A 19,121-nucleotide genomic window follows, 5' to 3' on the forward strand; every position below is an offset into this window, starting at 1 on the left:
CGCTCAAGGCGTTTTGGGCCCGAGCAACTGATCCTTGAACGGGATATCAACCGGTGCGGTGATCCCGCTGGCTAGCCACTGACTGGAGAACCCCAGGATGAGGTTTTTCGACCAGTCAGCCACCAATAGAAATTGTGGCAGCAGGCGAGACTCCTGCCACCACGGGTCCTGTTGTACCGGCCCCAGGCTCAACAGCCCGACGGCCACGGTCACCAGCAAGCCACCACGGGCGGCGCCGAAGGCCATGCCCAGGAAGCGATCGGTCCCGGAAAGCCCGGTGACGCGAATCAGCTCGCCGATAAGAAAGTTGATCATGGCCCCCACCAGCAGGGTGGCGACGAAAAGAATGGCGCAACCGCCGATGACCCGGGCCGAAGGCGTCTGGATATAAGGTTCCAGGTACTGCGACAGCGAGCCACCGAACATCCAGGCAACGGCACCGGCAATGATCCAGGTAAGCAGCGACAAGGCCTCTTTGACGAAGCCGCGCTTGAGACTGATCAGCGAAGAAATGGCGATGATCGCGAGAATCGCCCAGTCGACCCAGGTAAAAGCCACAGTGTTGCCTGCAAACGGATAAGGCGGCGCATTTTACCAGAGCGGCGGGCTGTCGGTAAGCCGTGATTTGCCGCCCGGCACAGGCCGGGCGACGAGCAATCAGCTGCGCTCGGGCTGGAAGCGCACGATAATGCCGTTCAGCTTCTGCTGGCGGCTGATGACATCACGCAGGCGCTCGGCCTCGGCGCGCTCGATCACAGGCCCCACATACACCCGGTTCATGCCGCCGGCAGAGCGGATATAGGCGTTGTAGCCCTGGCTGCGCAAGGTTTTCTGCAGGCTGTCGGCACCGGCCCGGTTGGACAGGCTGGCCAGTTGAATCGACCAACTGACCGGCAGCCCATTGGCGTCGATCTTGCCTGGCGCGGGCTTGGCCGCGCTGACTACGGTGGCGGCCGGCTTGGCCTCCACCTTGACCTCCGGCTTGGCCGCAGGCGGTGGTGTAACCGGCTTGGCGGCCACCGCCGGCGCCGGCGCAGGGGCTGGAGCCGGAATTGCAGCGGGCGCAGGTGCAATCGGGGCGATTGGCGCGCTCGGTGCCTGGGCCGGTGCCGTCGACTGCTCGACGATCACCGGCTGCTCCTCAGGCAGCACCTGGGGCTCGGGCACCGCCACCGGCTCGACCTGAACCTGAGGCATCTGCGGTGCAGCCGGTGCCTCGGGCGCCTCGACACGCACCTGGCGCATCTCGTCTTCGCGGGAAAACAGCATCGGCAGGAAGATCACCGCCAGTGCCACCAGCACCAGCGCACCGACCATGCGTTGCTTGACCACCTTATCCAGCAAAGCCATTTGCGCCCTCCTCCGTGGCCTGCCGGTGAAGCCACTGCAGGGCTTCGCCGACACAGAAAAACGATCCGAACAGCAGGATTTCATCATCCGCCGTCGCCAGCGCACACTGAGCCTCCAGGGCCTGTGCGACGCTGGAGCAGGATTTCACATCCGCGCCCAGGTTCGCCAGCACCGCTTCAAGCTCGGCCGCCGGACGGCTGCGGGCCGTATCCAGCGGTGCGACCGCCCAGCGTTCGACCAGCGCCTGCAGGGGCTGCACCACGCCGTCCAGGTCCTTGTCGGCCAGCAGGCCGAACACCGCCAGGCGTTTGCCCTTCACCGGCCGTGCAGCCAGGCGGTGAGCCAGGTACTCGGCAGCATGAGGGTTGTGGCCGACATCCATGAGGATAGTCAGGGCCTTGCCCTGCCAGTGAAAGGTGCGACGATCCAGGCGACCGACCATCCGCGTGCCCTGCAGCGCCGCGGCGATCTGCCCGGCCTCCCAGGGCAGGTCCATCAGCAGGTAGGCCTGCAGCGCCAGGGCTGCGTTTTCCATGGGCAGGTCGAGCAGCGGCAGGTCGTGCAGTTCGACCACCTGTCCGCGGCGGTCGACACCCCGCCACTGCCAGTAGCGGTCGGTGCTGGCCAGGTCGAAATCACGCCCACGCAGGAAGAACGGGCAACCCAGCTCGCGAGCCTTGTCCAACAGCGGCTGCGGCGGGTTGAGGTCGCCGCACAGCGCCGGTTTGCCCTGACGGAAGATTCCGGCCTTTTCAAAGGCCACCGACTCACGGGTATTGCCCAGGTAGTCGGCATGATCGACACCGATGCTGGTGACCAGCGCCAGGTCGGCATCGACGATATTGACCGTGTCCAGGCGACCGCCCAGGCCGACTTCGAGCACCACGGCATCCAGTGCCGACTGCTTGAACAGCCAGAACGCCGCCAGGGTGCCGGCTTCGAAATAGGTCAGGGAGACGTCGCCACGGGCCGCCTCGACAGCAGCGAAGGCGTCGCACAGCTGCTGATCGGCCGCTTCTTCGCCGTCGATCTGCACCCGCTCGTTGTAACGCAGCAGGTGCGGCGAGCTGTAGACCCCGACCTTGAGGCCCTGGGCGCGCAGCAACGCAGCCACGAAGGCACAGGTGGAGCCCTTGCCGTTGGTGCCGGTCACGGTGATTACCCGTGGCGCCGGCTTGTCCAGCCCGAGCCTGGCCGCAACCTGTTGCGAACGCGCCAGGCCCATGTCGATGGCCGAGGGATGCAACTGCTCGAGATAGGCGAGCCAGTCGCCAAGGGTACGTTGGGTCATACGGTGGCAGGCGCCGGCGGAACGACGATCGGCTCGACCACGGGGGCGACGAACTTCGGCGTCGGCAGACCCATCATCTGGGCCAGCAGGTTGCCCAGGCGCTGACGCATTTCCTGGCGCGGGATGATCATGTCGATGGCACCGTGCTCCAGGAGGAACTCGCTGCGCTGGAAGCCTTCAGGCAGTTTTTCCCGTACGGTCTGCTCGATCACGCGCGGACCGGCAAAGCCGATCAGGGCTTTTGGCTCACCGACGATGACGTCGCCGAGCATCGCAAGGCTCGCGGAAACGCCACCGTAGACCGGATCGGTCAGCACCGAGATGAACGGAATGCCTTCTTCGCGCAGGCGCGCCAGCACGGCCGAGGTCTTGGCCATCTGCATCAGCGAGATCAGCGCTTCCTGCATGCGCGCACCGCCGGAGGCCGAGAAGCAGACCATCGGGCAGCGGTTCTCCAGGGCGTAGTTGGCGGCGCGGACGAAGCGCTCGCCGACGATGGCACCCATCGAACCACCCATGAAGGAGAATTCGAAGGCGCTGACCACCACCGGCATGCCCAGCAGGGTACCGCTCATGGAAATCAGGGCGTCTTTTTCACCGGTCTGCTTCTGCGCGCCGGCCAGGCGGTCCTTGTACTTCTTGCCATCGCGGAACTTCAGGCGGTCGACCGGCTCCAGGTCGGCACCCAGCTCGGCACGGCCTTCGGCGTCGAGGAAGATGTCGATGCGTGCACGTGCGCCGATGCGCATGTGGTGGTTGCACTTGGGGCAGACGTCGAGGGTCTTTTCCAGCTCCGGACGATACAGCACGGCCTCGCAGGACGGGCACTTGTGCCACAGTCCTTCGGGTACCGAGCTCTTCTTCACCTCGGAACGCATGATCGAAGGGATCAGTTTGTCTACTAACCAGTTGCTCATGCTTTCTTTCTCCAGTAACGGTGACCGGCAGGCTCGGCTGCCAGCTCACGCGTATGCCCTTGAGCTCAATACGTGTATGTCGCGATGATGAACCGGCTCCGGCGCCTGGCCTGTAGCGAGTCACCCCGATACCGCTTCATCGTCAACCTGTATGGGCGACGCCACTGGCATCGCCCGGTAATTTCGCCCGGCAATTTTGATCGACCCATGGGCGCGATCCGGCAGCAACGGGCTGCGAAAGCTATGGACGATGGCGCGCGGCCAGCCGTCACATCGGCAACAGCAGACATCATCACGCCTGCTTCACCGCCTTGATGAAGGCCTCGATCCGAGCGGCGTCCTTGATGCCCTTGGCCTGCTCCACCCCACCACTGACATCCACCGCATAGGGGCGGACCTGGGCAATGGCGGCGGCGACGTTGTCTGCCGACAGGCCACCGGCGAGGATGATCGGCTTGCTCAGCTTCTCGGGCACCAGCGACCAGTCGAAGGCCTCGCCGGTGCCGCCCGGCACGCCGGCCACATAGGTGTCGAGCAGGATACCGCGGGCACCGCTGTACAGCGTGCAGGCAGCCTCCAGGTCATCCCCGGGGCGTACCCGCAGGGCCTTGATCCAGGGCCGGTGGTAGCCTTCGCAGTCGGCCGGGGTTTCATCGCCGTGGAACTGCAACAGGTCCAGCGGTACGACCTCGAGGATTTCATTGAGTTCGCAGCGACTGGCGTTGACGAACAGGCCGACGGTGGTCACGAACGGCGGCAGCGCCCGGACGATTTCCCGCGCCTGGCGGACATCGACGGCCCGCGGGCTCTTGGCATAGAACACCAGGCCAATGGCATCGGCGCCCGCCTCGGCTGCGGCCAGCGCATCTTCGATGCGGGTAATACCGCAGATTTTGCTGCGAACGGCGCTCATGACCTGTGAACCTCAGCTGATCTGGAAAGCCCCGGATGTTAGCAAATGGCTTGCGGGTCGTCAGCCGCCAATGACTCGTAACCGGTAAGGAAGTGTGGGCCGATGTAACGCTGGGGCAGGACGAACTCGTCCTGGTACTCGACTTGCACCAGATACAGGCCGAACGGATGGGCGGTGGGCGCGCCGGTGCGCCGATCGCGGCTCTCCAGCACTTCCCGGGCCCACTCCACCGGACGCTCGCCGGCACCGATGATCATCAGCACCCCGGCGATATTGCGCACCATGTGGTGCAGGAAAGCACTGGCACGGATGTCGATGACAATCATCTTGCCGTGGCGGGTCACCCGCAGGTGATGAATGTTCTTGACCGGCGACTTGGCCTGGCACTGGCCGGCGCGAAACGCGCTGAAATCATGGACGCCGAGCAGGTACTCGGCGGCCAGGGCCATGCGCTCGACATCCAGCGGCCGGTGGTTCCAGGTGACTTCCTGGCCCAGGTGCGCCGGGCGGATCTGGTCGTTGTAGATCACATAGCGGTAGCGCCGGGCGACCGCCTTGAAGCGGGCATGAAAATGCGCCGGCATCTCCTGGGCCCAGGCCACGCTGATGTCGTGGGGCAGATTGATATTGGCGCCCATGGTCCAGCCTTTCATGCTGCGCACGGCGCGGGTGTCGAAATGCACCACCTGACCACAGGCATGCACACCGGCATCGGTGCGCCCGGCGCAGTGCAGCACGACCGGCGAGTCGGCGACCGTGGACAGGGCCTCTTCCAGGGTTTGCTGGACACTGGGCACGCTGGTGGCCTGACGCTGCCAGCCACGGTAGCGGGAACCCTTGTATTCAACGCCCAGGGCGATACGGAAGAAGCCTTCGGGTGCCGATTCGGTCGCCTTGTTATCAATGTTTTCCAAGAAAATGCAGCCTGTCGATTTAGCAGATGGCGGGAATTATAACGACAACGGCAGCCACTTGGGCTGCCGTCGGACCTACAAGGGCAGGACTCAGACCAGACGCGACAGCATCTCTTCGGCTTCCTGGCGCTGGGCATCGCTGCCCTCCTTGCACACTTCGTCAAGAATGTCGCGGGCACCTTCATGGTCGCCCATGTCGATGTAGGCGCGGGCCAGGTCGAGCTTGGTCGCAGCCTCGTCGGCGCCGCCCAGGTAGTCGAACTCCAGGTCATCACCCAGGTCATCGCTCATGGCGGCGTCTTCGGCGGTAAAGTGGGGCTCGATCGAGGGCTGCTCCAGGCTCTGGGACAACTTGTCGAGTTCGGCGTTGACGTCCTCGAGCTCGGAAGTGAAGTGTTTGGCCGCGTCCGAGTCATCCTCCAGCGACAACGACAGGTCGAAGTCTTCCGGCAGATCCAGCTCGCTCAGCGGGTCGAACTCCGGCATGGTCTCGTCAAAGGCGGCCAGTTCGGCAGCGATATCCACAGGCTCGCCAGCCGCTGCGGGCGCCGGCTGCTCACCAGCAACGTCGAGGTCAAAGTCAGCCAGGTCATCGAGCACGATCGGCGCTGGCTCTACCGCGGCCTCAACCGGCGCCTGCGGCTCGGGTTCGAGCGTCGGGGCCTCAACCAGTGGTGCGGCTTGCAGCGAAGCATCCAGCTCGGCCTCAAGCGCGGCGTCGTCGAGCAAAGGCGGTTCTTCCAGCTCCAGACCTTGCAGATCGTCATCCAGGCTCAGGTCGAATGCGCTGTCCAGGTCCTCCTCGACCGCTGGCTGCGGCTCGACCACCGGTTGCGCCACGACCGCAGGCTCAGGTTCGGCGACAGGCTCTGGTTCCGGCTGCACCTGCGGCTCATCCTGCAACAGCTCCTTGACGTACTGGGCATCCATTTCAGCAGCCAGCGCCGCAGCACCGAGACCACCGGCCGCCGCCACGGCGAGCATGGCCGGGAAGCGACCCTTGAGGGCCTCGACATCGGCATGGTTCTTGCCGTTTGCGATCAACTGGCGCTCGTGACCAACGAAGGCGTCCCGATCACCCTGGCGGGCATAGACTTCCATCAGCTTCAAGCGCAGCTCACTGCGGCCAGGTTCGGCGGCCACGGCAGGTTCGAGCAGGTCGGCGGCATGGTTGAGACGGCCACGGACAATGCTCAGGTCCACTTCGTCGAGCAACGCATCACCACTTGGCACGGGTGCCGGCTCGGCGGCCGGCGCCACCAGCGGTGCAGCCATCGGCTGTGGCCGGGCGGGTGCCGGCTCCACCACGTTTGCCGTCACGGGTGTGCTGGCCGGTGCCTCGGCAGCACGGGCAGCCGCAGCCGAAGCGGCGACGACAGCCGGTGCCAGGGTCACGCTCGGCTGCGGCACGTCCAGGCCCTCGAAGCTGCCAAGTGGCAGATCCAGGTCCGGGCCACGCTCGCTTTCTTCGGCCAGGGCACGGGCCATGCGCAGGTGTTTTTCCGCTTCCTGGTCAGCCTTGCGCTTGCGCGCCAGCAGCAACAGCAGCAGGAGCAGCACCAGCAAGGCGGAACCGGCGATCAGCGCCAGCAACAGCGGATTGCCGAGCAGCTCGTCGAGCACCTTGCTGGAGCTGCCAGGTGCAGCGTCTTCGACCGCTGGTGCGCTGCTGTCGACCGGCGCGGTGTCGACGGCCGCCGGTGCTGGCGTGGCCTCAGGTTCGCCAGGTGCTGGTTGCAGCTCGGCGGAAATGGCCGGCGGCTCTTCTGCACCTTCGGCAGCCGGGACCTCGCCCGCAGCGCCCTGGGCCTCCAGCCTGGCCAGCTGATCGTTTTTCAGGGCAATCAGGCGCTCCAGCTTGTCCAGCTGGCTCTGCAGGTCGGTCATGCGGCCTTTCAGCTCGGCATTGTCGCGCCGGCTGGTGTCGAGGCTTTCCTGGGCAACGGCGAGCTTGTCACTGACCGCCTTGCCATTACCCGAGACCGCCTTGCCACCCGGGGTGACCAGGCGCAGGTTGTCCTGGTTGGCGATCTGCGCCGGAGCGGCTTCGGCGGCGGTGCGACGGGTGGCGTCCAGCTGCCGCGCGCGCGGGCCCAGGCGCCGGCCTTCACGCCAGGCGGCATAATGCTCGGCGACTTCGGCGACCGCCTGCCCCTGGGGAATGCTCATGATCTGTTGCTGGTCGGGCAGGCGCAGGACCTGGCCGGTTTTCAGCTGGTTGATGTTGCCGTTGATGAAGGCATCGGGGTTCAGGGCCTGGATGGCCATCATGGTTTGCTGCACCGAGCCACCCTGACGCACCCGGGAAGCGATCTCCCACAAGGTGTCACGGCGTACCGTGGTGTAGTTGGCCGACGCAGTGACCGCCGGGCTGATCGCCGATTCAGGCTTGGCACCCGGCAGCCCGGCCTGGTTGACCAGCACACTGTAGTCGCGCAACAGGCGCCCGCTCGGCCACATCACCTGGACCACGAACTTGACCATGGTCGCCGGCAACGGCTGGCTCGAGGTCACCCGCAACACGCTCTTGCCGTTGGGATTGATCACCGGCGTGAAGGTCAGGTCATTGAGGTAGTCCGGACGCTGGATCCCGGCCTTGACGAACTCTTCCTGCGGCGCAAGGCTGGGGGCCATCTCCGCCGCTGTGAGATCGCGCACATCGAGCAGCTCGATCTCGGCATCCAGTGGCTGGTTCTGCGCCGACTTGAGAGTCAGCTCTCCAAGGCCCAGGGCATGCGCCATACCGGACGACAGCGCCGACGCCGCGGCTATTGCTAAGACCAGTTTGCGAATTCGAAGCATGACCTCTTCCTTTGAAAAAACCGTCCCCGGCAACCGAGAATCAGCCGGTAAAAATTATCGGCAAGTATCTTTTACGCAATCTGTTTTATCAACAATTGCGCCAGTTGCACGGCGTTCAGGGCCGCGCCCTTGCGTACGTTGTCGGTGGTCAACCAGAGGTTGAGCTGCTCGACTTCGTCGATTCCACCGCGCACCCGTCCAACATAGACCACGTCCTGGCCAACCGCGTCACCGACCGGTGTCGGGTAGTCGCCCTCCTCCACCAACTCGATGCCATCGGCGGCTTCCAGCGCTGCATTGACTGCAGCGAGGTCGATCGGTTCACGACTTTGTAGCGACACACTGTAGCTATCGCCAAAAAATACCGGCACTTGAACGCAGGTCACGGAAATCTTCAGGGCCGGCAAGCCCAGTACTTCACGCAGTTCGCTGACCAGGCGACGCTCCAGCAGGCCATGCCCCTGGGCATCGCTGGCGCCGACCTGGGCCAGCAGGTTGAAGGCCATCTGCCGATCGAAGAAGCGTGGCTCCAGCGGGCGCGCATTGAGCAGTTCGGCGGTCTGCCGGGCCAGTTCGTTGACCCCTTCGCGGCCCTGGGCCGAGACCGCCAGGCAAGCGGTGACATTGACCCGCTCGATATCGAGCAACTCCTTGAGCGGCGCCAGGGCGACGGCCAGGGCCACCGCCGCAGTGCTCGGGCTGCTCAGTTGGCAAGGTTGCGGCAGGCTGTCCAGGCGCCCTGCATTGGCCTCGGGCACCACCGCCGGTGCCTCCTGGGCCGACAGGCCACCCGACAGATCGATCACCGCACAACCGGCCGCCTGGGCCCGTGGCGCGAAACTGCGGGTCACGGCGGGACCTGCGGCGAAGAAGGCCAGTTTGACCTTGGCGAAGTCGAAGCTGTCGACCTCGCGCACCCGCAGGCTCTTGTTGCGAAACATCACGCCACTGCCGGCCGACTCGTTGCTGGCCAGCAGGTGCAGGGTGCCCAGCGCAAAGTCCTGCTCTTCGAGTATCTGCACCAGGGTTTCACCGACTGTTCCGGTGGCACCGATCACGGCGATATCAATAGGCTGGCTCATGAAAAATCCTCTGCTGGAACGGCGGGAGCGGCACTTTACTTGGATTTGCATCCGCAGGACACCGTAATCGCGGGGCAAGTCGGGCCGCCGCATCGCCACTCCCACAGGCCAGTCACAAAAAAGCCCGCGCTGTCACCAGCACGGGCTCTCGTTCAACTCACCGGCGCAATCAACGCTCCAGCAGGATCCGCAGCATGCGACGCAGCGGCTCGGCCGCGCCCCACAGCAGCTGGTCGCCGACGGTGAAGGCGCCCAGGTATTGCGAACCCATGTTCAACTTGCGCAGACGACCCACCGGAATGTTCAGGGTACCGGTGACGTTGGTCGGGCTCAGCTCCTGCATGCTGATCTCGCGCTGGTTCGGCACCAGTTTCACCCACGGGTTGTGCTGGCTGATCATGCCTTCGATATCGGCGATCGGCACGTCTTTGTTCAGCTTGATGGTCAGCGCCTGGCTGTGGCAACGCATGGCGCCGATGCGCACGCAGATGCCGTCGACCGGGATCGGGCTCTTGAAGCGGCCGAGGATCTTGTTGGTCTCGGCCTGGGCCTTCCACTCTTCGCGGCTCTGGCCGTTCGGCAGTTCCTTGTCGATCCACGGGATCAGGCTGCCTGCCAGCGGTACGCCGAAGTTCTCGGTCGGGTAGGCTTCGCTGCGCATGGCCTCGGCAACCTTGCGGTCGATGTCGAGGATGGCACTGGCCGGGTTGGCCAGGTCGTCGGCCACGGCGGCATGGGTCGCGCCCATCTGGCGGATCAGCTCGCGCATGTTCTGCGCACCGGCGCCCGAGGCCGCCTGGTAGGTCATGGCGCTCATCCACTCGACCAGGCCGGCTTCGAACAGGCCGCCCAGGCCCATCAGCATCAGGCTGACGGTGCAGTTGCCGCCGATGTAGTTCTTGGTACCGGCGTCGAGCTGCTGGTCGATGACCTTGCGGTTGACCGGGTCCAGGACGATGACCGCGTCATCCTGCATGCGCAGGCTGGAGGCGGCGTCGATCCAGTAGCCCTGCCAGCCGGCTTCGCGCAGCTTGGGGAAGACTTCGTTGGTGTAGTCGCCGCCCTGGCAGGTCAGGATTACATCGAGGGTCTTGAGCTCTTCAATGCTGTAAGCGTCCTTGAGCGGAGCAATATCCTTGCCCACTGCCGGACCCTGGCCACCGACGTTGGAGGTGGTGAAGAACACCGGCTCGATGAGATCAAAATCCTGCTCTTCCAGCATCCGCTGCATGAGCACGGAACCGACCATACCGCGCCAACCGATCAGACCTACACGTTTCATCGCAACTACACCTTTGCTAAAAAGTGGGCCGCTGCTTCACATGGAAAAACAGCAGCGGGCCCGAGAGATTACAGATTCCGCAGCGCTGCGACTACTGCGTCGCCCATTTCCTGCGTACCTACCTTGCTGCAACCGGCCGACCAGATGTCGCCCGTGCGCAGCCCCTGATCCAACACCAGACTGACGGCCCTTTCAATCGCTTCGGCTGCCGCCTGCTGGTTGAAGCTGTAACGCAACATCATCGATACCGACAAAATGGTTGCCAGCGGGTTGGCGATGCCCTGCCCGGCGATGTCCGGCGCGGAACCGTGGCAAGGCTCGTACATGCCCTTGTTGTTGGCATCCAGGGACGCCGAAGGCAGCATGCCAATGGAGCCGGTCAGCATGGAAGCTTCATCCGACAGGATGTCACCGAACATGTTGTCGGTGACCATCACGTCGAACTGCTTGGGCGCGCGCACCAACTGCATGGCGGCGTTGTCGACGTACATGTGCGACAGCTCGACGTCCGGGTAATCCTTGGCCACTTCCTCGACGATTTCGCGCCACAGCTGGCTGGACGCCAGGACGTTGGCCTTGTCCACCGAGCAGAGTTTCTTGCCGCGCACGCGGGCCATGTCGAAGCCGACCCGGGCGATACGGCGGATTTCGCTTTCGCTGTATGGCAGGGTGTCGTAGGACTGACGTTCGCCGCCTTCCAGCTCACGGGTGCCACGTGGCGCGCCGAAGTAGATACCGCCGGTCAGCTCGCGGACGATGAGAATATCCAGGCCCGAGACGATTTCAGGCTTGAGCGACGAGGCATCGGCCAGTTGCGGGTAGAGGATCGCCGGACGAAGGTTGGCGAACAGGCCCAGTTGCGAGCGGATCTTCAGCAGGCCGCGCTCGGGACGAATGTCGCGCTCGATCTTGTCCCATTTCGGGCCGCCCACGGCGCCCAGCAGCACGGCATCGGCCTGGCGCGCACGCGCCAGGGTCTCGTCGGCCAGCGGTACGCCGTGCTTGTCGATGGCCGCGCCACCGATCACGTCGTGGGACAGGCTCAAACCCAGCTGGAACTTGTCGTTGGCCAGCTCCAGCACCTTGACCGCCTCGGCCATGATTTCCGGACCAATGCCATCACCTGGGAGAATCAGAATCTGCTTGCTCATGGGTTCCTCTTGTTCGAATCAAGCGACACGCCGCGATGGCGAGCCGGAAAAATAACTAGCGCTCGGCCCAGAGCACCAGGACATCGGTGCTGAACGAGCCATCGGCTTCAATCTGGTAATACTGCCGTACTTCTTCGCCCATTGCCTGCTGCAAATGGCGTATGCCGTCACGCATCACCTGCGGGGTACGCATACGTTCGACCCAGGAGCCGAACTCCAGGCGCAGGCGCTGGCGGGTATGGCTGCGGGTGAACAGGCCGGCGTCGCTGACCTGATGCAGCCACTCGGCCGCCGAATAGTCGCGCACATGACTGGTGTCGCGCAGCACTTCCACGCTTTGCAGGTAGGTGTCGAGCAGCGGGCTGCCCGGCGACATCACGTCGATGAAAGCAGCCACCCCGCCCGGCTTGAGCACCCGGCGCACCTCGCGCAGGGCCAGGCCCAGGTCGCTCCAGTGGTGGGCCGAATAGCGGCTGAAGACAAAATCGAAGCTTGCATCGGCGAACGGCAGGCGCTCGGCGGCGCCGCGTTCGGTGACGATGTTGTCGAGTTGACGCTCGGTCGCCGTGGCGGCGACCACATCGAGCATCTGCTGCGACAGGTCATACGCCACCACTTCACGCACCAGCGGCGCGACATGGAAACTCACGTGCCCGGCGCCACAGCCCAGGTCCAGCACCCGCGCCTGCTGCTGCCCGGCCAGTTCAGCCTGCAACAGGGCGAATTCGCTGCCCTGGGCGTGTACGGCACTACTCAGGTAAGCGTTGGCCTGTTCGCCGAACTGGCGCTGGACAACGTCCTTGTGGGTGCTGCTGGTCATCGGCATCTCCTGGGTCCTGATCGGGGGGGCAAGCCCGCTCCCACCTCTGTGGGAGCGGGCTTGCCCCGCGATGGATTCAACACATCAATCAGGCGTTACGAAACAACCACGGCTGGCTCGCCCGGTGCTTGGCCTCGAACACCTCGATGGCATCACGATCCTGCAAGGTCAGGCCGATGTCGTCCAGGCCATTGAGCAGGCAGTGCTTGCGAAACGCATCGATCTCGAAGCCCAGCACCTTGCCGTCAGGACGGGTCACGGTCTGCGCCTGCAAGTCGATGGTCAACTGATAGCCAGGATCGGCTTCGACCTGCTTGAACAGCTCGTCGACTTCCTCATCGCTGAGGATGATCGGCAGCAAACCGTTCTTGAAGCTGTTGTTGAAGAAGATGTCGGCGTAGCTCGGCGCGATGATGCTGCGGAACCCGTACTCTTCCAGCGCCCACGGCGCGTGCTCACGGCTCGAACCGCAACCGAAGTTCTCGCGGGCGAGCAATACGCTGGCGCCCTGGTAGCGGTCGTGGTTGAGGACGAAATCCGGGTTCTTCGGACGCTTGCTGTTGTCCTGGTACGGCTGGCCGACATCCAGGTAGCGCCATTCATCGAACAGGTTGGGGCCGAAACCGGTGCGCTTGATCGACTTCAGGAACTGCTTGGGAATGATCTGGTCGGTGTCGACGTTGGCACGGTCCAATGGCGCGACAAGGCCAGTGTGCTGGGTAAAGGCTTTCATGCTGCGCTCCCTTGGATCAACTCACGGACATCGATGAAACGACCGGTTACTGCGGCGGCAGCGGCCATGGCCGGGCTCACCAGGTGGGTACGACCGCCAGCACCCTGACGACCTTCGAAGTTGCGGTTGGAGGTCGAGGCGCAATGCTCGCCGCTCTCCAGGCGGTCCGGGTTCATCGCCAGGCACATGGAGCAGCCAGGCTCACGCCATTCGAAACCGGCTTCGAGGAAAATCTTGTCCAGGCCTTCCTTTTCCGCCTGGGCCTTGACCAGGCCCGAGCCCGGCACGACGAGGGCCTGCTTGATGGTCGAGGCGACCTTGCGGCCCTTGGCGATCTCGGCGGCGGCACGCAGGTCTTCGATCCGCGAGTTGGTGCAGGAGCCGATGAACACCCGGTCGAGCTGGATGTCGGTGATCGCCTGGTTGGCGCTCAAGCCCATGTACTTCAAGGCACGCTCGATGGAGCCACGCTTGACCAGGTCCATTTCCTGGGCCGGATCCGGCACACGCTGGTCAACGGCCAGTACCATTTCCGGCGAGGTACCCCAGCTGACCTGTGGCTTGATCTGCGCGGCATCGAGCTCGACCACGGTGTCGAACACCGCGTCGGCGTCAGACACCAGGTCCTTCCAGGCCTCTACCGCTTGCTGCCACTGCTCGCCCTTGGGCGCGTACGGACGGCCCTTGACGTACTCGATGGTTTTCTCGTCGGTCGCCACCAGGCCCACGCGGGCACCGGCTTCGATGGACATGTTGCAGATGGTCATGCGGCCTTCGACGGACAGGTCACGAATGGCGCTGCCGGCAAATTCCATGGCGTGACCGTTACCGCCTGCGGTGCCGATCTTGCCAATCACGGCCAGGACGATGTCCTTGGCGGTGACGCCAAACGGCAATTTGCCTTCGACGCGCACCAGCATATTCTTCATTTTCTTGGCCACCAGGCACTGGGTGGCGAGCACGTGCTCGACCTCGGACGTGCCGATGCCATGGGCCAGGGCGCCGAAGGCACCGTGGGTCGAGGTGTGCGAGTCGCCGCAGACCACCGTCATGCCCGGCAAGGTCGCACCCTGCTCCGGGCCGATGACGTGGACGATGCCCTGGCGCACGTCATTCATCTTGAATTCGGTGATGCCATATTCGTCGCAGTTTTCGTCGAGGGTTTGCACCTGCAGGCGCGACACCTGGTCGACGATGGCGTCGATACCACCCTTGCGCTCAGGCGTGGTCGGCACGTTGTGATCGGGCGTGGCGATGTTGGCATCGATGCGCCAGGGTTTGCGATTGGCCAGGCGCAGACCTTCGAAGGCTTGCGGCGACGTCACTTCGTGAATGATGTGACGGTCGATATAGATCAGCGCCGAACCATCGTCGCGCTGTTTGACCAAATGCGAATCCCAGAGCTTGTCGTAGAGCGTTTTGCCGGCCATCAGACTCTTCCTCATCATCTTTCTATGCCAATAACCCCTTGGCTTGTACGGACGATGCTATGAGGTTAGATTGAATAACTCAAATTCATAATTTTTATGCTTTGGATAACCAAGAGGAATTCGAGCAGTGGACCTGGCCAACCTCAATGCCTTCATTGCCATTGCCGAGACCGGCAGCTTCTCAGGGGCCGGCGAACGCCTGCACCTGACCCAACCGGCCATCAGCAAACGCATCGCCGGGCTTGAGCAACAACTGGACGTACGGCTGTTCGACCGCCTGGGCCGCGAAGTCAACCTGACCGAAGCCGGTCGCGCCCTGCTACCGCGCGCCTACCAGATCCTCAACGTGCTGGACGACACCCGCCGGGCCCTGACCAACCTGACCGGCGAAGTCAGCGGACGCCTGACCCTGGCCACCAGCCATCACATCGGCCTGCACCGCCTGCCGCCACTGTTGCGGGCCTTCACCCGCCAGTACCCGCAGGTCGCCCTGGACATCCAGTTTCTCGACTCGGAAGTGGCCTACGAAGAGATCCTCCATGGCCGCGCGGAAATCGCGGTGATCACCCTGGCGCCGGAGCCCCATCACCTGGTGCGCGCCGTGCCGGTCTGGGACGACCCGCTGGACTTCGTCGCCGCGCCAGAGCACCCGCTGGCCTGCAAGGGTGCGGTGAGCCTGGCGGATATCGCCCATCACCCGGCGGTTTTTCCCGGCGGCAACACGTTTACGCACCATATTGTCCAGCGCCTGTTCGAAGCCCAGGGCCTGACCCCGAACATCGCCATGAGCACCAACTACCTGGAAACCATCAAGATGATGGTCTCCATCGGCCTGGCGTGGAGCGTGCTGCCACGTACTATGCTCGATGAGCAGGTTGCGCCCATCGCCTTGCCGGGCATACAGCTGTCCCGCCAGCTAGGCTACATTCTGCACACCGAGCGCACGCTGTCGAATGCGGCCAGAGCCTTCATGGCCCTGCTCGACAGCCATGCCAGCACCCCCGAGCCATTGAGGTAGAACCCGGTCAGTACGACTCTCCAGGACGCGTCACCGCCAAAGGTCTGGTATCGATGCCCAAATCAGCGAATCCCTTTCCGCGCCTGCCGCGCATCCATGCGGCAGACCCCCAGGCGCTGGAGGAGACCTGGGAAAACGCCCCGCAGCTGCTGGCGGCGCTCAATGGCGCGCGCCTGGGTGCCTGGTTCTGGGACGTCGAGACCGGGCAGATCAGCTGGTCACGGGGCACCCAGGCGCTGTTCGGCTTCGATCCCCACCAGCCGCTGCCCAATGACGTTGACTACCTTGAACTGCTGCCCCCCGAAGACCGCGCCCGGGCCTTGCAGGCCTTTCATGCGGTGATCAACGGCGAGCCGGTGGAGCAGGCCCTGCGCCACCGCATCCGCTGGCCCGACGGCAGCCTGCACTGGTTGGAAATCAACGGCAGCCTGGCCAAGGACAAACATGGCCGGCCGCGGATGGTCGGGGTGATCCGCGAGATCACCCGCCAACGCGAACGGGAAACCGCGCTGATCAACTCGGAAAAGCGCTTCGCCACCCTTTTTCACCTGAGCCCCAACGTGATTCTCCTGAGCCGGCGCTCCGACGGCCTGATCTACGAGGTCAACCAACACTTCGAACAGATCCTCGGCTGGCCGTGCCAGCAGGTGGTCAACAAGACCACCATCGAACTGGGCCTGTGGGTCAATCCGCAACAGCGCAACGTAGTGCTCGAAGCCACCCGCAACACCAGCGGCCCGGTGACCCTCGAGGTGCAGTTTCGCGCCAGCAGCGGCAAGATCCACGATGGCATCCTCAGCACCCAGAACATCGAACTCGAAGGCACGGCCTGCCTGCTCAGCACGTTTGTCGACACCAGCGATCGCAAACGCGCCGAACAAGCCCTCAAGGACAGCCAGGAACGCCTCGACCTGGCCCTGGACTCCGCGCAGATGGGCACCTGGGACTGGCACATTCCCAGCGGCATGCTCTATGGCTCGGCCCGTGCAGCAGAACTGCACGGCCTGGAACCAGTGCCTTTTCACGAGTCCTTCGAGGCGTTCTTCGAAGGGGTACCGGAGCATGAGCGCACTACCATGCGCCAGGCCTACCGCACCCTGCGCGAAGGGCCGGCTGGCAACTACCAGTTCACCTACCGCATCCAGCTGGAGAACGGCACCTCGCGCTTCATCGAAAGCCGGGCCCGGCTGTACCGCGACGAACAGGGCAACCCGCTGCGCATGGCCGGCACCCTGCTGGACATCACCGAACAGGTCGAGCGCGAGCAACGCCTGGTCAGCTCCGAGGAAAAATTCGCCAGCCTGTTCCAGGCCAGCCCAGACCCGATCTGCGTCACCCGCCAGGACAACGGCCAGTTCATCGAGATCAATCCGGCCTTCACCCAGACCTTCGGCTGGAGCACCCAGCAGGTGATCGGCCACACCGCCGAAGAGATCGGCCTGTGGGCAGAATCTGCCCAGCGGGCCCGGCGCATCGAACGGGTGATCCGCGACCAGGCCCTGAACAACGTGGCCGTGGTGGTCAACCACAGCGACGGACAACCCCTGACCTGCGTGATATCCAGCCGTCTGATCAAGGTCGACGACCAGCCCTGTAGCGTCACCACTCTGCGCGACATCACCCAGCAACAACGGGCCGAAGCGGCGCTCAAGGCCAGTGAAGAGAAGTTCGCCAAGGCGTTTCATTCCAGCCCCGACGCCATCACCATTACCGAGCTCGACAGTGGCCGCTACCTGGAGGTCAACGATGGCTTCTGTCGCCTGACCGGCTACAGCACGGCCGAGGTGATCGGCCGCACCGTGTACGAGATCGGTATCTGGGCCGACGACAAGCAACGCTCGGCGCTGATCAGCGAATTCCAGGACAAGGGCCGCGTCCACCACCGGGAAATGCTCGGGCGCAACAAGCGCGGCGACATCCTCACCGTCGAGGTGTCGATCGAGCCGATCACCCTCAATGAAACCGAATGCCTGCTGCTGACCGCCCGCGACGTCAGCCTGCTGAAGAACGCCCAGGCGCAGATCCGCCACCTGGCCTACCACGACCCCTTGACCAACCTGCCCAACCGCGCCTTGCTGATGGACCGCCTGAGCCAGCAGATCGCCCTGCTCAAGCGCCACAACCTGCGCGGCGCCCTGCTGTTCCTCGACCTTGATCACTTCAAGCACATCAACGACTCCCTGGGCCACCCGGTCGGCGACACCGTACTGAAGATCATCACCGCCCGCCTGGAAGCCAGCGTGCGCCTGGAGGACACCGTGGCGCGGCTGGGCGGTGACGAATTCGTGGTGCTGCTCAGTGGCCTGGAGGGCAGTCGCGACGAAGTCACGGAGAAGGTCCGGGAACTGGCCGATACCCTGCGCGAGCTGCTGGCCGAGCCCATGTCCCTGGATGGCCAGCGCCTGCAGGTGACGCCGAGCATCGGCGTGGCCCTTATCCCAGATCACGGCTCGACCCCCGCCGACCTGCTCAAGCGTGCCGACATTGCCCTGTACCGGGCCAAGGACTCCGGGCGCAACACGACCCAGCTGTTCCACACCACCATGCAGAAGGCCGCCAGCGAGCGCCTGCGCATGGAAAGCGACCTGCGCATGGCGCTGGCCCGGGGTGAACTGGCCCTGCACTTCCAGCCCCAGGTCGACGCCCGCGACAACCGTATCGTCGGTGCCGAGGTGCTGCTGCGCTGGCACCACCCGCAGCTGGGCCAGCAACCACCGACACAGTTCATCCAGGTGCTGGAGGAAAGCGGGCTGATACTCGAAGTGGGCAGCTGGATACTCGACGAAGCCTGCGATGCCTGTGCCGGCATGCTGCGCGATCACCTGATCGATGCCTACGACTTCAGCCTGTGCGTGAACATCAGCCCGCGCCAGTTCCGCCAGAACGACTTCGTCGAGCGGGTACTGCGCAGCCTTGATGACTTTCGCTTGCCCTACAGCATGCTCAAGCTGGAAATCACCGAGGGCATCGTCATCCAGAACCTGGAAGACACCATCAGCAAGATGCGTGAGCTCAAGCGCTATGGCGTGAGTTTCGCCATGGATGATTTCGGTACCGGGTATTCATCGCTGACCTACCTCAAGCGCCTGCCGGTGGATACGTTGAAGATCGACCAGTCGTTCGTGCGCGATGCGCCGGAGGATCCCAACGATGCGGAGATCGTCCGCGCTATCGTGGCCATGGCCCGCAGCCTGGACCTGTCGGTGATTGCCGAGGGGGTGGAGTTATCGGAGCAGCTGGAGTTCCTGGAGCGGTTGGGGTGTCATTTGTACCAGGGGTATCTGCATAGCCGGCCGTTGCCGCTGGGGGAGTTTCGGCGGATGTTGCTGGAAGCACCGGCCCTCTGACGACCCTGCCGCTGGCGCCAGGCTGCGATCGACTGCGCAGCAGTCGCAATCCAGGTACCTCGGTGGATCAG

The 19,121-nt window shown here is 64.2% G+C and carries 15 protein-coding genes; 2 read left to right on the forward strand and 13 right to left on the reverse strand.

Annotated elements, in window-relative coordinates:
• Positions 1-3: 3 nt before the first annotated feature.
• The 13 genes from ACIQUS_RS10240 to leuC all read right to left on the reverse strand — a co-directional run bounded on the left by ACIQUS_RS10240 (position 4) and on the right by leuC (position 14,685).
• The gene (locus ACIQUS_RS10240) at positions 4-558 is read right to left on the reverse strand and encodes a CvpA family protein (protein ID WP_403046311.1); all 555 of its coding nucleotides are present in this window, start codon (positions 556-558) and stop codon (positions 4-6) included.
• Positions 559-657: 99 nt separating this feature from the next.
• Positions 658-1,350, reverse strand: a complete 693-nt coding sequence (locus tag ACIQUS_RS10245) for an SPOR domain-containing protein (protein ID WP_403046314.1) — start codon at positions 1,348-1,350, stop codon at positions 658-660.
• A complete protein-coding gene (gene folC, locus ACIQUS_RS10250) occupies positions 1,334-2,641 on the reverse strand; it encodes a bifunctional tetrahydrofolate synthase/dihydrofolate synthase (protein ID WP_403046316.1) in 1,308 nt (435 codons plus the stop codon). The genes ACIQUS_RS10245 and folC overlap by 17 nt, the downstream gene beginning before the upstream one ends.
• Positions 2,638-3,558 (reverse strand): acetyl-CoA carboxylase, carboxyltransferase subunit beta, encoded by a 921-nt coding sequence (accD, locus tag ACIQUS_RS10255; protein ID WP_403046319.1) that lies wholly within the window; start codon positions 3,556-3,558, stop codon positions 2,638-2,640. Before accD ends, folC begins: the two co-directional genes overlap by 4 nt.
• 292 nt (positions 3,559-3,850) lie before the next feature.
• Entirely contained in the window at positions 3,851-4,471 is a 621-nt protein-coding gene (locus tag ACIQUS_RS10260) for a phosphoribosylanthranilate isomerase (RefSeq protein WP_403046322.1), read from the reverse strand.
• 38 nt (positions 4,472-4,509) lie between these two features.
• Entirely contained in the window at positions 4,510-5,385 is an 876-nt protein-coding gene (truA, locus tag ACIQUS_RS10265; RefSeq protein ID WP_403046324.1) for a tRNA pseudouridine(38-40) synthase TruA, read from the reverse strand.
• Between the two features lie 90 nt (positions 5,386-5,475).
• Positions 5,476-8,187: a FimV/HubP family polar landmark protein gene (locus ACIQUS_RS10270; RefSeq protein WP_403046327.1), complete on the reverse strand. Its 2,712-nt coding sequence runs from the start codon at positions 8,185-8,187 to the stop codon at positions 5,476-5,478.
• Between the two features lie 71 nt (positions 8,188-8,258).
• A complete protein-coding gene (locus ACIQUS_RS10275) occupies positions 8,259-9,269 on the reverse strand; it encodes an aspartate-semialdehyde dehydrogenase (RefSeq protein WP_403046329.1) in 1,011 nt (336 codons plus the stop codon).
• 169 nt (positions 9,270-9,438) lie between these two features.
• Positions 9,439-10,551, reverse strand: a complete 1,113-nt coding sequence (gene asd, locus ACIQUS_RS10280; RefSeq protein ID WP_010223256.1) for an aspartate-semialdehyde dehydrogenase — start codon at positions 10,549-10,551, stop codon at positions 9,439-9,441.
• Positions 10,552-10,619: 68 nt separating this feature from the next.
• Entirely contained in the window at positions 10,620-11,702 is a 1,083-nt protein-coding gene (gene leuB, locus ACIQUS_RS10285) for a 3-isopropylmalate dehydrogenase (protein ID WP_403046333.1), read from the reverse strand.
• 55 nt (positions 11,703-11,757) lie between these two features.
• Positions 11,758-12,522 (reverse strand): class I SAM-dependent methyltransferase, encoded by a 765-nt coding sequence (locus tag ACIQUS_RS10290; protein ID WP_403046335.1) that lies wholly within the window; start codon positions 12,520-12,522, stop codon positions 11,758-11,760.
• Positions 12,523-12,610: 88 nt separating this feature from the next.
• A complete protein-coding gene (gene leuD, locus ACIQUS_RS10295) occupies positions 12,611-13,255 on the reverse strand; it encodes a 3-isopropylmalate dehydratase small subunit (protein ID WP_403046338.1) in 645 nt (214 codons plus the stop codon).
• Positions 13,252-14,685, reverse strand: a complete 1,434-nt coding sequence (leuC, locus tag ACIQUS_RS10300; protein WP_403046341.1) for a 3-isopropylmalate dehydratase large subunit — start codon at positions 14,683-14,685, stop codon at positions 13,252-13,254. The genes leuD and leuC overlap by 4 nt, the downstream gene beginning before the upstream one ends.
• 127 nt (positions 14,686-14,812) lie before the next feature.
• Here leuC and ACIQUS_RS10305 point away from each other — a divergent pair, with 127 nt between their 5' ends.
• Positions 14,813-15,703 carry a LysR family transcriptional regulator gene (locus ACIQUS_RS10305; protein WP_403046344.1) on the forward strand — a complete coding sequence of 297 codons (891 nt, stop codon included), beginning with the start codon at positions 14,813-14,815 and terminating at the stop codon, positions 15,701-15,703.
• Between the two features lie 53 nt (positions 15,704-15,756).
• A complete protein-coding gene (locus tag ACIQUS_RS10310; protein ID WP_403046346.1) occupies positions 15,757-19,050 on the forward strand; it encodes a PAS domain S-box protein in 3,294 nt (1,097 codons plus the stop codon).
• The last annotated feature ends 71 nt before the right edge of the window (positions 19,051-19,121 follow it).

It is taken from the genome of Pseudomonas sp. NPDC090755, assembly GCF_044769005.1.
GTDB lineage: Bacteria > Pseudomonadota > Gammaproteobacteria > Pseudomonadales > Pseudomonadaceae > Aquipseudomonas.